This window comes from Paenibacillus sp. J31R34, from assembly GCF_059383715.1.
The window spans coordinates 225,445-241,555 of sequence record NZ_JBXENU010000009.1 but is presented as its reverse complement, the minus strand read 5'-3'; the positions used below and the strand labels follow the sequence as shown (position 1 = coordinate 241,555).

General features: G+C 49.4%; 5 protein-coding genes and 1 pseudogene. 5 read left to right on the top strand and 1 reads right to left on the bottom strand.

Features of this window, described 5'->3' with window-relative positions; translation table 11 throughout:
• Positions 1 to 383 precede the first annotated feature (383 nt).
• Positions 384 to 1,323 (top strand): annotated as a pseudogene (locus tag AC50YG_RS23665) (IS30 family transposase).
• A 715-nt stretch (positions 1,324 to 2,038) separates the two neighbouring features.
• Entirely contained in the window at positions 2,039 to 2,464 is a 426-nt protein-coding gene (locus tag AC50YG_RS23660) for a hypothetical protein (RefSeq protein ID WP_494830198.1), read from the top strand.
• A gap of 214 nt (positions 2,465 to 2,678) precedes the next feature.
• Here the strand turns inward: AC50YG_RS23660 and AC50YG_RS23655 are convergent, their stop codons facing one another.
• Complete coding sequence (locus AC50YG_RS23655; protein WP_494830196.1) at positions 2,679 to 3,857, bottom strand: IS110 family RNA-guided transposase; 1,179 nt, start codon at positions 3,855 to 3,857, stop codon at positions 2,679 to 2,681.
• A 1,459-nt stretch (positions 3,858 to 5,316) separates the two neighbouring features.
• Here AC50YG_RS23655 and AC50YG_RS23650 point away from each other — a divergent pair.
• From AC50YG_RS23650 to AC50YG_RS23640, 3 genes are all read left to right on the top strand, one after another.
• Positions 5,317 to 9,984 carry an S-layer homology domain-containing protein gene (locus AC50YG_RS23650; protein ID WP_494830194.1) on the top strand — a complete coding sequence of 1,556 codons (4,668 nt, stop codon included), beginning with the start codon at positions 5,317 to 5,319 and terminating at the stop codon, positions 9,982 to 9,984.
• Between the two features lie 395 nt (positions 9,985 to 10,379).
• On the top strand, positions 10,380 to 10,679 hold the full coding sequence (locus tag AC50YG_RS23645) for a GNAT family N-acetyltransferase (RefSeq protein WP_494830192.1): 300 nt from the start codon (positions 10,380 to 10,382) through the stop codon (positions 10,677 to 10,679).
• Between the two features lie 617 nt (positions 10,680 to 11,296).
• Positions 11,297 to 16,099, top strand: coding sequence for an InlB B-repeat-containing protein (locus tag AC50YG_RS23640; protein ID WP_494830190.1), 4,803 nt, complete (start codon positions 11,297 to 11,299; stop codon positions 16,097 to 16,099).
• Positions 16,100 to 16,111: the final 12 nt, after the last annotated feature.

Sequence of the window (16,111 nt, the reverse complement as noted above, 5' to 3'; positions counted from 1 at the left end):
GTTAATGCCAAGGTAATAAGAAAATACAGGCTGCATTCCTGCTTTGAATCCATCCCCTGGATATAAAGGTCAAGTAAGACTTGACTGGATTCACAGGCTGCCACTATCGCCTTTTCTAGCGATATAACGAACGCAAGGGTACGATAGGCAATAGAATACGAACGAGGGGAACGCCGCTAAGGAGCCATCTTCCAATTAGGTAGTCGTTTTGTCCATTCGACGCTGGCCAGCTCAAATGGGGACAAAAGGCTCTTTCCTTCTCTCTAACATAATAGATGTAACATGACGGATTGTAATATGAAGTGAGACACCTAAAAATGATCCATGACCGATTCGTGTGTAGAATGAAGTTACCACACTACCCCTACACAGGAGAATAAGCCATGAGTTACCAACATCTTACCACAAGAGAGAGAAGTCAGCTAGAATTATTACTCCATCAATTGGGATGGTCGGCTAGAGCGATTGCACGTAAGCTCGGGCGTCATCATTCCAGCCTATCCCGTGAGCTCAAGCGTCAAGGAACCGAAGAGTCTTACTGTGCAGAACGAGCCCAGACATCGTATATAACCAAGCGAGCCCGTTGTAAACCTTCGGGTAAATGGCATGCCGAAAGGCAACGTTACCTCACGATGAAGCTCGCAGAGACCTGCTGGTCGCCTGAACAGATTGAAGGGTGGATGAAACGGGATGAGCTCCATCTTCGTGTATGCCATAAAACGATCTACCGCTGGCTGTACCAAGGAAGGCTTGTTAAACGAAATACAGCCTTTCTAAGGCATAAAGGAAAACGTCGCCAACTGCTGGAGAGGCGCGGACGTTTTACGATCTACGAACGGGTTGTCCATTCACCAGCGCGCCATAGAGATACGTAAGCGTGAGGCCTTTGGGCACTGGGAACTGAATACGGTTGTTTCTAGTCGTGGAAAAAGCATAGCCTGTGTAGCTACATTCGCTGAGCGTAAAACAAGGTTCTACCACGCGATTAAAATGCAGGATCGTAAAGCCTCTTCCATGGAGATGGCCTATAAACAGTCTGTTCTATCGTTCCCGGCAACTGCCTTCATAACCGCTACCGTTGATCGCGGAAAAGAATTTGCCTGCCACGAACGCCTAACCGCTTTGCATGGCATGAAGGTGTATTTTGCCGATCCTTATTCCTCTTGGCAGCGAGGTGCGAATGAAAATGCCAACGGATTGTTAAGAGAGTTCTTTCCAAAAGGCTATGATTTCGCAGATGTTACAGAAGAGGAATTAGCGTGCGCTTTGTTCCTTATTAATAACCGCCCTCGAAAGTGTCTAGGTTGGAAAACCTCACACTAAGCTTTTCAGGTTGAAGTGTCGCACTGGGCTTGACAATCTGTAAAAATTTCAAAAATGAACTTAATATCAAAGGCTAACAACAAAGAAATCAGAAGTTATTAAGGTGATAATAATACTGCAGCAAGTTGAAGGATATAAGACAAGTATATATGATATTCGGAATGAGCTACTCTCAATTAACGATAATAACATATGGTTCACTTGGGGCGAAGAAGTTTTTTTGGAAAGATTGGAGTTGTTCTTTTTACTATATAAAGATGATGAAAAAGCTCAAAATTGGTTAATGGAATGTGTTAACACAATGGTAAATAGGACAACTGGTTACTATAACCCAGGGTTCACATACTCAAGCAACTCTTCACGATATCTCAATGTTCTAACCGCTCATATTGTAGCTAATTACATTGAATTTGACCGGGAGACTACACTAAGTAAGTGGCAGAAGATTCAGCCCATTAACCAAAGTGCAAAATTGAATTTGTTTAGCTATTTAGATTCTACTACAAAATCATAAATTATTGCTCAATTAAGTAATCGCTGTGATTTAACGAGCCCAACGTATAATAAATAATTAAGAGACTTCTATGATAGTGCGATTCATAATCATCGAGAGGTAGTATTCGACAGATGGGAGGTTCTCGGCTATGAATTTAGAACTGAAGTGATGCAGAGGGTTTTCCAACAGTCTGAAGATATAGCGGATTCATGCAAAGAAATGCTCATCAAGCATTTGAAAAATAATCCACAGATTATCTTCTTAAACGGGTTTGTTGATTGGGAAGTAAACGAGGCTTATCGGAAATTAATTCTCACAAGTTTACTAGATAATATGTCATTGGAAACTTGTGTAAGTTGGGTGTCAGAAGCAGTTGTTACGATGAATCAAGAAGGATTCCAAAAGTGGAGAGGTTTTTCGGTTGAATATGCTGCTAAAATAGGCAAAGTGCAATTCAGTTCTATAAAGGCTGCGTTAGAGACAGCGCTTGATTTGGGACAACAAAGAGCTCAACTTGCGTTAACAATATTATCAAAAGTGAACTTAAGAAAAAGTGCTTTGAAATATTTCAGGAATAAGATTATCCCGTATTATAATGAGCATCCTGAGCTTGTTGATCATTTTGGATATAGGTTTAAGCTCTAACTAATTACAAAAGCTGAGTACTTCATAACTTTAATGTTACAAAAAAAACATGAGGCAATTCACTTCACAACTTTTAATGTAGTCGAACATCAGAAGAAAACCAGCTAATAGTTGTCAAGTACTTGAGACTTGGTTAATAATTAGAATGCTGTTATACTTTGTATGCATTACAAATAAACCTTCATTGATGTGAAGGTATGGGTAAATTTGGATTTTAGTTTTGGTAGGGCTGACCCTTGATGAGGATGGCGTAGACGTGATGGAGAAGCTTGTTGGCGCAAGCAATCACAACCACCTTGTAGGGCTTGCCCTCTTTCTTTTTCTTATCGTAATAAAGCTTCAAACGATTGTTAACTCCACGTCGCAGCCCACATTGAACCGCTAAAAATAGAGCTCTTCGAAGTCTTTTTGAACCTCGCTTTGTTATTCGGTTACTGGTAGCTGTAAACTTACCCGAACTATAGACACCAGGATCAAGCCCAGCAAAGGCAACTAGCTGTTTGGCGTTTGTAAATTGACGTGCATCGCCGATTTCCGCTATAATCGCTGCTGCGAGTTTATTGCCGATGCCTGGAATGGTCTTTACTAGTTCCACCTCTAGTAACTTGGAGGAAACATCTTCAATCTGCTCTTCTAACCTGCTTAATTGGTTTTGAAATTCAATTAAGAGGCATACCATTCCTGCCAGAGCTATACTTTGCGATGAACTCCTTTTCTCGATGGAACCATTTAGTGAGACCTGTCTCAACTGTGCTGCTTTTTCTCCAATCCAGGTCTTTGAATGTGATTTCCCAACTTGCTTCAGCATAATATTTTCCACATCTTCATTCTCATTGCTCAGGCAACACTGCAATACCTTAAGTGCCGTAGCGGAAAACAGATTGCGGAATATCAACTCATAGGCGGGAAATACTTGATCTAGTAAGGCTCTCGTACTTAGCTTCGCCTGTACGTACATCGAGGTTATAAACTCATGCTGCCTTGTTACATGCTGCAGATCCGTATACTGCTCATCCCATGTACGATGTGGCTTTACATCGCCCCGATAGTACATGTCAGCTAAGTGCCATGCATCCGCAGCATCGGTTTTGACTTTTCGTAGTTGTGTGCTTCTAGCGCGTTTAGATTGCAGAGGGTTAATCACATAATGCTTGTAATTTCCTCGTAAAAGATAGGCGACCAACCCTCTATGATAATGACCGGTGGCTTCCATAACGATGACGGGCTCCATCCCCGAGAGCTCTTCCAGTTCATCAAGTAATTCTCCTAACCGTTTAAAGCCGCTTTCCTCATGTTTGATACACTCCAGTTTTGCATAAGGCTCATTCCGCCTAACAAAAGCCTGTACAATGCTGATTCCTTTTGACACATCCAACCCTACGACTGGTTCCATAATACGCTCCCCATTTCATAAATTGCCGGCACTTCCCATGATGGTTCCAAACCCATAGCTTCGCTTGTGATGCGAGATCCTTGTCTCTACCAGCTCAAACATGGTCACTGGAAGAAAGTGGTAGAACTGTTTTCACCACGGGGTTTGCCCCAATAAAGTATACGTTCTCCCGGCTTACCGCCATCATATGACACTTAAGAAAAAAGGCCAACCAGAAATCTCTGGCTGACCTAATAATACGAATAAAGTATTGGACTCGTACAAACGGACTTACTGCTACTATCCGCTTTTCTACAGTTTACAGATTCAACATTAGGAATAAACAACATGACATTATTTTAGGGCTACCCCGAGGCGGCCCTATTTTATTTTGTTTTGGGAGTGATCATGATGGCAAAACGGAGACGTGAGATCACACAAGCAAAAATCGAAAGTTTATTAAAGAAGGGAGAAGTCAAGGTTCAGGCAAGGATTATCTTCCTTGGCTGAGAATTCAGGATGTTCCATCTGAAGGTAGAGCGACTCGTGGGGGAGGCTGGACGACTGGTCGTAGACATGAGCTGCTCTCAGTGTTAGAAGAAAATAAAGTACTAGACTAAGAAAATTAAGCTGTAGACTGAACAAATAAAGTACTAGACTCGGTAGAGCGATCGGCAGATAGCTATTCCATGAAGCTTCGGCTCGTGCTCTTGGTTCTTCCAGACGCGCTGGGCGTAGCCATCGTTAGCGGGATACTACAGTTACCTGACTGAGTCCCTTGATCCGGCTTCGTTCCACTCGCCAGTTACAACGTGTCTCCGATGAACAATATACCTGCTGTTCATAGCTATGGCAGTCCAAACAGGATCGAGAAGCTACGATGGGACCTTATAACGTTTTGGGTATTGTTTGCCTCCGGCGCGCTGGCCAACCCGAAGGAACTTTAGCCATGCCTAAACGTTAGAATATACGTAATAATATGGTTAGAAATGTGATTATAACGCGTCATTTGGGGCTTGTGAGAGACAAGTTAGTTTGAAATGTAATTATAGAACGCCTACGTTTACCTACCCCTTTTCCTTGTTGACCTACCCGTCTGGGTAGGTCATTTTTTGTTTTTCAACCATTATACTTAATTTAGATTTGCCTTACGGAAAGCGAGTATTTAGATCTTTTTAAATGTGGCTTTTTCCAACATCTAATTTCTGCTTATCAAGATGCCTCTGAGTCAATACATACGTTTAGGCACATAATGTCCCCGGGCTCTTCTCCTTTCCTCAGCACAAGGTAACGCAAGTGGTCCACCATCTTTGCTGCAAACATTACTCGATCAGACCACCACAGAAATACTCTAACAAAAAATACAGGAATCGCATCGTAAGCTTTGACGGGAGGGAGAGAATTTACAGGTAGGGTAGTCGAGTATGGTTATTATTTTTTTAAAAATAGAAATGGGATTACAGGGAGGAACAAGATACTTATGAAGCTTTTGAAACGCAGATCGTTAATTTATCTATTAATAGTAAGTATGATGCTGACGTTGATAGCTAGGCCTGGAACGGTTAAGGCAGCAGCCTCTAATTGGATTATGGTAGATGGCGGTGGGGCTACTGGCCTGAATGTAAACACTTCGAGTCATGCACCGCAAGCTATGCGTACGGCCGTACACCATAATATTCTTTATGCAGCCTGGATTGAAAGGGCATCGGCAGTTAATCAGGTGCGAGTAAAAAGCTTTAATGGAACAACCTGGAGAAGTGTAGACGGAGGCGGTGCGACCGGTCTGAATATAAATCCAGCAGATCGAGCGCTTAACCCTTCCTTAATTGTATATGACGATATTTTGTACTTGCTTTGGGAGGAAACAGGTAAGATTCGCGCAAAAAAATACGATGGAACCAGTTGGATCAGTGTGGATGAAGGCGGTTTAAATGGAAGCGCTTCGGCAACATCGTCTACTCCACGCATGGCCGTCATGAACAACATCCTTTACGTAGCTTGGCATGAGAAGGTAGACGGCGGAGTTAATCAGATTCGAGTCATGAGCTTTGACGGTACCAATTGGAACAGTGTCGATGGTGGAGGCTCTACAGGTTTGAACGCAAATCCATTGAGTTCTGCAACCTATCCGACGATGGCCGTATTCAACAATGCTTTATACATCTCTTGGTTTGAATATAATAGTAGTGCTGCACAAGTGAGAGTAAAGAAATATGATGGCTCCAGTTGGATTAATGTCGATGGTGGAGGAAGCGACGGTATAAACGTAGATCCTTCTTCCAACGCATTAGCGCCCGAATTAATCGAATTTAATAATGCGCTGTATGCAACATGGTATGAGAGTAGTCAGATTAGAGTCAAGAAGTATGATGGAGCAAGCTGGACGAGCGTCGATGGCGGGGGTTCAATTGGCTTGAATGTAAATACTAACAGGGAAGCATCTTTTCCTAAACCGATGGTGTTCAATAATGATTTATACGTTACATGGCTTGAAGATAATGGCACTACTAGAGCTCAAATTCGGGTAAAAAAGTATGATAGAACAAGTTGGTCATCTGTAGATGATGGAGGTTCAAATGGTATTAATGCCGGAGCTGCCGATACAGCTTGGGAACCTTCCCTGCAACAATTCAATGGTGATTTATATGCTTTTTGGGCTGAAGCCAATGGTTATTCCGGTCAGGTTAGGGCAGCCAGGATGTTGATTAACGCTGATTCTCCGACCATCAGTACACAGCCAGCGAATCAGGTGGTAAATGTGGGAGTGACGGCGACGCTTAGAGTGACGGCATACACCATTGACGGAGGGACGTTAAGCTACCAGTGGTACAGCAATACCAGCAACAGCACCTCTGGCGGTACGCCTGTGACTGGAGCGATCGGCGCAAGCTATAACGCGCCGACTGCCACTGAAGGGACTCTGTACTACTACGTCGAGGTGACGAATACAAATTCGCGCGCTGTGGGAACGAAATCGGCGAGCGTTACGAGCAATGTTGTTTCGGTGACAGCGAACGCGCTCGTGAACGCGGCTACGCCGAGCATTGGGACGCAGCCAGCGGATGCGACGGTGGAGGTTGGAGGAACGGCTACGCTTAGCGTAGCGGCGAGCGTGAGTGATGGAGGTGTGCTGAGCTACCAGTGGTACAGCAACGGTAGCAACAGCACGAGTGGAGGCACGTTCGTGAATGGAGCGAGAAGCGCAAGCTATAATGTACCGACGGCAACGACCGGCACAAGGTATTATTTCGTCGTGGTGACGAACACGAATTTGAGCGTGAGCGGAACGAAGACGGCTAGCGTGATAAGTGGAGTAGCTCAAGTGACGGTGGATACGCTCGTGAACGCGGCTACGCCAAGCATTGGGACGCAGCCAGCGGATGAGACGGTGAGCGTTGGAGGAACGGCGACGCTTAATGTAGCGGCGAGTGTGAGTGATGGAGGTGTGCTGAGCTACCAGTGGTACAGCAACGGCAGCAATAGCACGAGCGGAGGCACGTTGGTGAACGGAGCGACAAGCGCGAGCTACAACGCACCGACAGCAACAGCCGACACGAGGTATTATTACGTCGTAGTGACGAACACGAATGCGAGCGTGAACGGAACGAAGACGGCGAGCGTGACGAGTGGAACCGCATTGGTGACGGTGAACGCGCTCATAAATGCAGCTGCGCCAAGCATTGGGACGCAGCCAGCGGATGAAACGGTGAGCGTTGGAGGAACAGCGACGCTTAATGTAGCGGCGAGTGTGAGTGATGGAGGTGTGCTGAGCTACCAGTGGTACAGCAACGGTAGCAACAGCACGAGCGGAGGCACGTTGGTGAACGGAGCGACAAGCGCGAGCTACAATGCACCGACAGCAACGGCCGGCACAAGGTATTATTACGTCGTAGTGACGAACACAAATGCGAGCGTTAATGGAACGAAGACCGCCAGCGTAACAAGCAATGTCGTTTCCGTCACCGCAACTGAGGTTCTAACCTACGAAATAGAAGCGATAGATCATCAGACTGCATCTGCCTTGACGCAAGGGTATGGACCCGGTACTCAGCAAACGCTGGTGATCTCCGTTACGAATACCGGTACGGGACATTTAACAGGCTTATCCGTAGCGAAGGGGGGAGCAGACGCCGAAGCTTTTGAAATCTCGCAGCCGGCCTCCACCTTAAATAGCGGTGCGCCGCCCACCAGCTTTACAGTCAAAGTCAAGGATGGTCTCGCAGCCGGGAGTTATACCACAACGGTTACCGTATCCGCTGCCCTTATGGGCGATCGGACCTTTACCGTTACGCAGAACATTACCCTGCCTGGCGTGCCTGCAAGCCCGACTTCGCTACAAGCTATAGCCGGAGATCGGAGCGTTGCCTTGCATTGGGAAGCGGTGGAGCATGTCGATGCATATGAGATCTATGTAGCGACGGTTTCGGGTGATTTCAGCGATTCCGTCGCTACGGTGAGGGATTCAACCTACGAAGTGACAGGGTTAACCAATGGAGTTACCTATTATTTTGCGGTCAAGGCTAGCAATTCGGGAGGTTCAAGCCCCATCTCGGAAGAAGCCAGTGCGATACCTGCAACGGTGCCATTAGCTCCGACGAATGTGAGAGCGAGCGCGGGCGACACGATAGCCACCGTTCGTTTCGATGCTCCGGCTGACCATGGGGGGAGCGCCATTCTTCGGTATGAGGTGATGGCTAGCCCGAGCGGAATTACGGTAGTCGGAACGACAACGCAAATTGAAGTCACAGGGCTGACCAACGGGACGGACTACACGTTTACGGTTCGGGCAATCAACAGCGTCGGACCTGGTGCCGTATCTGCTGCATCTCATTCCGTTAGGCCGACGGCGAGCGTCACAACGTCACCGCCGCAGACTTCGTCCCCAACGATGGAATGGGTGAAGTTTTTGGTGAACGGACAGCAGGTAGAACAGCTTGGTCCTGTCATCGCAACGACCCTAGCGGGGCGAGCGGTCATCACTGCCGAGCTGGATTCCGCTAAGCTAACGGCCAGGTTAGAGCAAGAAAAGCCTGGAGCTGTCCTGTCCATTGTCGCGGCTAATGGCTCCGACACGGTAAACATCAAGCTAAACGGCCAACTGCTTCACAACCTGAAGCAGAAAGCGACGACCTTGGTCATTCAGACGGAGAAGACAGTTTTCACACTGCCTGCTCAATCAATCTATAGCGACGCGATCGTCGGGGATCGTTTGGGTAGCCAAATTCTGCTGCAAGACGTAAAGGTGTGGCTCTCTGCCGGCCATACTACGAGTGAAACATCCAAGCGCTTGCAGGATGCAACTGAGCGGTTAGATGCGGAGATCATCTCGCCAGCTATCACGTTTGCCATCAAGGTGGAGCATGGCGATAAGACGGAGGACGAGGTCCGGTATTCGAAGTACCCAGATAGACTGCTTGCGATTGCACCGGAGGTGGATGTGAATCGGATCACGACAGCAGTCGCTCTTGAACCGAATGGAACGATTCGTCATGTTCCGAGCAAAATCGTGGAGGTCGACGGCAAACGCTATGTGAAAATCAGCGACCTGTCGAATGGCACCTATGCTGTTATTCATCATTCGCAACGCTTCACCGACGTGGAGAAGCATTGGTCCGAACCAGCCGTAAACGACCTGGGGGCGCGTCTGATTCTGAGTGCTCCGGTAAACGGAATCTTCCATCCCAATCGCGACATAACCCGAGCCGAGTTTGCGGGAATCCTCGTGCGGAGCCTTGGGCTGAGCAGGGTGAAGGGGCCGATGCGTTTTGTGGACGTGAAGGAGGAGGAGTGGTATAGCGGCGCCGTGCAAACGGCCTATGCATATAGCTTAATTTCAGGATTCGGCGACGACACGTTCCGACCGAACGATAACATAACGCGCGAGCAGGCGTTTAACATGCTTGCCAAAGCCATGATGCTGATTCATACGGATAAAAGCCAGCAGACGGTTAATCCCTCTGCGCCGCTCCACCGTTTTGTAGATTCGGATAGCCTATCGGAATGGGCGGAAAGCGGTGCGGCGATAGTAGTGGAGGCTGGTCTGGTATCGGGCCGCGGAGGAAACACGCTAACGCCGAAAGCTTATATCACCCGGGCGGAAGTAGCTATGATCGTATGGAAGCTTTTACAGCAAACCAAACTTATCTAATGTAATGTGTGATTAATTTTTTTAGAGATCGGTAATAGCTGAACCATATTTAGTTTCTTTCAACCAAGGGACCTCGATCTCCGCTTTCAGTGGAAGTTGAGGTCCTTTTGTTTGCACTTTTGGCTGAATCTGCACTCTACGAACTCGATAAGGACTTGCTCACTGGTGGTGGTAGAAAAAAGTGTGTCATTCATTCAAGAGTTGTTCTTAAATGATTCTTTACCTAGGAGAGTGTAAATCTTACATGCTATAGTTAGCGTTAACGGATTGATATGAGGGAGTGAAGACATGACGATTGAATGGGCGACAGCGGCAGATGAGGCATTTATTGCTGATCGGGATCATCATATTTTAGCGAGTCTTATAGGCAGGAAATTGAGAATCGAGAATATTATGTGTTTCGGAACGAGCTAGGCGATAGAATCGGCTGGATGAGGTACGGCTATTTTTGGGATAATACACCGTTTTTGAACATGATTTGGCTGGATGAGCAGGAGCGGGGCAAGGGCTTCGGCAAAACCGCGACGCTGCTTTGGGAGCAGCATATGCGGGAGCAAGGCTGCAAGCTCGTCATGACCTCAACGCAGGCGGACGAGGATGCGCAGCATTTTTATCGGAAACTCGGATACAAGGACTCGGGCTGTTTGATGTGGGAAAATCAGGCTTTGGAAATTATTCTGACTAAAGCAATTTAAGGAGGGAATTGCGATGAGCGGTTGCCTTCCGAGCTTCCAGCACATGCTAAGCCCGCTTATCAGATAGCCGACGCCAAGAGTATGTCCTTCGGATCGGGGAACTGAAACTTATTGAAGTCCGACATACCGTAATCGTCCATCCAATTATCGTCGATGATTAGAATCTCGAGAGTATGCCGTTGTCGAGATTCGATTTCGGCTTATTGAATGATTTTCTCCTGCGTCGGTTCATAGAACATTTCGACCCAAGTGCAGTGCTGCGGAGACCTCTAGACTTAGGGGTCTCCTTTCCTTTTTATAACCAAGGGGCAGCCGAATCTGTAAACATGAACCTAACTACCCGATTTAGCTCATAGACCTACCCTCTCGGGTAGGTCTATTTAGCCCTGCTATCTCTTATAGTAGAGAGGATGGTTTGTATAGCTCGAGAGTGACAAATGGACTCTATCTACACAACGATAAGAGGAGAGTAGAAACTAATGATTAGGCGTGGTATTTCATTGTTTACGGTTTTGATAATTGTAATGGGGTTATTTCCCTCTTATTCTTCTGCAGGAAGCGGGGTCACGAGTCTAACCACGTTAACTTTGTCTAGCGGCAAGGCTGTGGAGGACCTCATGGACACTTGGAAATTCTATGCGGACGTTGCGAACGACGTGAGCGAGATAACGGTTACGCCGACGGCGGCAGACGCTGATTCCAAGATTGAGGTAAACGGCGTAGAAGTAGCTAGCGGCAGTCCGTCGGGAGCAATTGCCCTGAATGTTGGAGTTAACATAATAGAGATTCTGGTGACACCGGCCCCGCCTCTAGAAAGGGATAAGAAAATCACGACTTTAACGGTAACTCGAGCGGGTGGACCGGGTAGCAACACCATATTGAATTTTCTAGGCCTATTTCTGGAAAGCGAAATACCGGGGGATTTACCCGTCGGCTTCGGGTTCAATAAGAGCTTGCCGTTCTATGATTCGATAGCTTTCATTGGCCAGAACAAGGTTCTGATCGATCCTCAACCCGAGGATAGCGGGGCGACCGTCACGGTAAACGGAATCGAAGCGATAAGAGGCGTCAAAGTACCCGTTAGCTTACTGATGGGAGATAACACGATAACGGTCGTCGTGACGGCGAGAGACGGGATGACAACCCGGACCTATACGTTGCTTATTAATCGCCTCCCTGGCGCGGATACTTCACTTATCGAACTGGGGCTGAACAACGGCGTACCCGTTGTCGATCCGGACGATAATAAGAAATACTCCGTTAACTTCGCCTACGGTGCGAAGAGCACTAGAGTATATCCGGTGGCCAAAATGGATTATGCAACGATTACCGTAAACGGAAAAAGCGTGGCGAGCGGCGGGTTATCCGAGGCGATTCCCTTGGATGTCGGGAGCAATACGATTGCGGTCGTGGTGACGTCGGAGAATGGGTTGGCTACGGCCAACTACACCCTGACGGTAACGCGGGCAGCCGCGCCGGCGGGCTACAAGGTAACCTTCGACGAGAATAATGGCGGTATCGATCCGGTCGCGGACCTGAATGAAGTTAGTCCGGGATCGACGATTGCAAGGCCGGAGGTAACCCGTGAGGGCTATCTCTTCGCGGGTTGGTATAAGGAAGGGAATTATATTACCCTATGGGATTTCGATACGGATACGGTAAATGAGAATATGACGCTGTACGCGAAGTGGACGCCAACGTATACGGTGGTGTTCGACTCGCAAGGAGGAAGTTCGGTTGAGAGAGCGTCCGGCCTTCTCTCCGGAGCGACCGTCCCGAAGCCAGCCGATCCGACAAGAGCGGGCTATGCATTCTCGGGTTGGTATGTGGATGAAAACTTCTCGTCGGCCTGGAACTTCGCGACGGATACGGTAATCTTGGATGCGTGGAGCGTGAATAGGACGCTGTATGCGAAGTGGACGGCAGTTCCGGTGTCGACGTACACGGTGACGTTCGATTCAAAGGAAGGCAGCGCGGTAGCGAGCGCGATAGGCTTAAGTGCTGGAGCGACGATCACGAAGCCTGCCGACCCAACGAGAGCGGGCTACACGTTCTCGGGCTGGTATAAGGATGAGGGTTACGCCTCGGCTTGGAACTTCACGACGGATACGGTAAGCGTGAATACGACGTTGTATGCGAAATGGACGGCGATTCCGGTGTCGACGTACACGGTGACGTTCGATTCGAAGGAAGGCAGCGCGGTAGCGAGCTTGACTGGCATCGCTGCGGGAGCGACGATCACGAAGCCATCCGATCCGACGAGAGCGGGCTACACGTTCTCTGGCTGGTATAAGGATGAGGGCTACGCCTCGTCTTGGAACTTCACGACGGATACGGTAAGCGCGAATGCGACTTTGTATGCGAAGTGGACGGCGATTCCGGCGGCGACGTACACGGTGACGTTTGATTCGAAGGAAGGCAGCGCGGTAGCGAGCGAGACAGGCATCGCTGCGGGAGCGACGATCACGAAGCCATCCGATCCAACGAGAGCAGGCTACACGTTCTCGGGCTGGTATAAGGATGAGGGCTACACCTCGGCCTGGAACTTCACGACGGATACGGTAAGCGTGAATACGACGTTGTACGCGAAGTGGACGGCGATTCTGGCGGCGACGTACACGGTGACGTTTGATTCGAAGGAAGGCAGCGCGGTAGCGAGCGAGACAGGCATCGCTGCTGGAGCGACGATCACGAAGCCATCCGATCCAACGAGAGCAGGCTGCACGTTCTCGGGCTGGTATAAGGATGAGGGCTACACCTCGGCCTGGAACTTCACGACGGATACGGTAAGCGTGAATACGACGTTGTACGCGAAGTGGACGGCGATTCCGGCGGCGACGTACACGGTGACGTTTGATTCGAAGGAAGGCAGCGCGGTAGCGAGTTTGACTGGCATCGCTGCTGGAGCGACGATCGCGAAGCCGACGGATCCAACGAGAGCGGACTTCACGTTCTCGGGCTGGTATAAAGATGAGGGCTACGCAGCAGCGTGGAACTTCTTAACGGATACGGTAAGCGTGAATATGACATTGTATGCGAAGTGGACGGCGATTCCGGCGGCGACGTACACGGTGACGTTTGATTCGAAAGAAGGCAGCGCGGTAGCGAGTTTGACTGACATCGCTGCGGGAGCGACGATCGCGAAGCCGACGGATCCGACGAGAGCAGGCTACACGTTCTCGGGCTGGTATAAGGAAGAGGGCTACGCCTCGGCGTGGAACTTCTTAACGGATACGGTAAGCGCGAATATGACATTGTATGCGAAGTGGACGGCGATTCCGGCGGCGATGTACACGGTGACGTTTGATTCGAAAGAAGGCAGCGCGGTAGCGAGTTTGACTGACATCGCTGCGGGAGCGACGATCACGAAGCCGACGGATCCGACGAGAGCAGGCTACACGTTCTCGGGCTGGTATAAGGAAGAGGGCTACGTCTCGGCGTGGAACTTCTTAACGGATACGGTAAGCGTGAATACGACACTGTATGCGAAGTGGACGGCGATTCCGGCGGGGATGTACACGGTGACGTTTGACTCGAAGGAAGGCAGCGCGGTAGCGAGCTTGACTGGCATCGCTGCGGGAGCGACGATCACGAAGCCGACGGATCCAACGAGAGCAGGCTACACGTTCTCGGGCTGGTATAAGGAAGAGGGCTACGCCTCGGTATGGAACTTCACGACGGATACGGTAAGTGCGAATACGACTTTGTATGCGAAGTGGACGGCGATTCCGGTGACGACGTACACGGTGACGTTCGACTCTAAGGAAGGAAGCGCGGTAGCGAGCTTGACAGGCATTGCTGCTGGAATGACGATCGCGAAGCCGACGGATCCAACGAGAGCAGGCTACACGTTCTCGGGCTGGTATAAGGATGAGGGTTACGCCTCGGCGTGGAACTTCACGACGGATACGGTAAGTGTGAATACGACGTTGTATGCGAAGTGGACAGCAGTTCCGGTGACGACGTACACGGTGACGTTCGACTCAAAGGAAGGCAGTGCGGTGGCGAGCGCGGCCGGTATCCTCTCTGGAGCGACGATCACGAAGCCGACGGATCCAACGAGAGCAGGCTACACGTTCTCGGACTGGTATAAGGATGAGGGTTACACCTCGGCCTGGAACTTCTCCACGGATATGGTAAGCGCGAATACGACGTTGTATGCGAAGTGGATGGCAGTTCCGGTGACGACGTACACGGTGACGTTCGACTCGAAGGAAGGCAGCGCGGTAGCGAGTATGACTGGCATCGCTGCTGGAGCGACGATCGCGAAGCCGACGGACCCGACGAGAGCAGGCTACACGTTCTTGGGCTGGTATAAGGATGAGGGTTACGCTTCGGCCTGGAACTTCGCCACGAATACAGTAAGCGCGAATACGACGTTGTATGCGAAGTGGACGAAAGTTCCAAGCGGCGGCGACAGTGGTGGAGGCGTAAGCGTTCCGGCTAACAGCCCAGTCATCTCCGAAAATGGAGAGTTGACGCTTCCTGTTGGTCGACCGGGAACGGTTAGCTTGAGCGATGAAGAGATTACCATCGAGATCCCAGCCGACGCGATGGACGCGAGTTTGCGAGTGACAATCGAGACCTTGTTGGACACGGATGAATTGTTGAAGAATAACGAAGTGCTGGTAAGCGAGGTCTTCGAAGTGTTGAAGAATGTCCCAGGTACCTTCAAGAAAAACATTACGTTGAAGCTGGCCTTCGATCCGACGAAGCTAGGCGACGGCGAGCGTGCTTCCATCTTCTATTATGATGAAGAGAAGAAAGAATGGATGGAGGTTGGCGGCGTCGTAAGCGGCGGCTTCATTACCGCAGAGGTCAATCACTTCACGAAATTCGCCGTGTTAGCTGTAGGAGATAAGGCAAAGCCGGTAATCGAATTCGGCGACATCGCCGGTCACTGGGCGGAGGAAGCGATTCGCCAAGGAGCTAGCCTAGGGATCATGACTGGTTATCCGGACGGAACGTTCAAGCCTAATCTCACGGTTACACGAGCTCAATTCGCCGTGATGCTAATGAATGCGATTAAGCCTGCAGGAGCAACGGAGGAATTGGTCTTCGAGGATGCATCGCAAATTCCTGCATGGGCTAAGAATGCCGTGGCGGAGGCCAAACAAGCTGGCATCATCAACGGTTATGACGATGGTACCTTCCGTCCGAACGCTGAGATTACGCGAGCCGAGATGGCGGCGATGATCGTTAAGGCGCTAGATCTGACAGTCGAAGCGAATGCCGCGACCGGATTCGCGGATAACAGCGAGATTCCGGCGTGGGCGAAGGGAGCAGTTAACGCTCTCAAGGAGACCGGTCTGATGCAAGGAACGGGAGACAATCGTTTCGATTCCGAAGCCAAAGCAAGTCGAGCGGAAGCGGTGACGGTTCTCCTGCGAATGCTAGAGCAGCAGAAAACAAAAGAGTAAAACAGATTGACG

Excerpts from the sequence above, each read along its gene's own strand:
- AC50YG_RS23660 (WP_494830198.1), top strand. The coding sequence starts at position 2,039 with ATGCTCATCAAGCATTTGAAAAATAATCCACAGATTATCTTCTTAAAC.
- AC50YG_RS23655 (WP_494830196.1), bottom strand. The coding sequence starts at position 3,857 with ATGGAACCAGTCGTAGGGTTGGATGTGTCAAAAGGAATCAGCATTGTA.
- AC50YG_RS23650 (WP_494830194.1), top strand. The coding sequence starts at position 5,317 with ATGAAGCTTTTGAAACGCAGATCGTTAATTTATCTATTAATAGTAAGT.
- AC50YG_RS23640 (WP_494830190.1), top strand. The coding sequence starts at position 11,297 with ATGGACACTTGGAAATTCTATGCGGACGTTGCGAACGACGTGAGCGAG.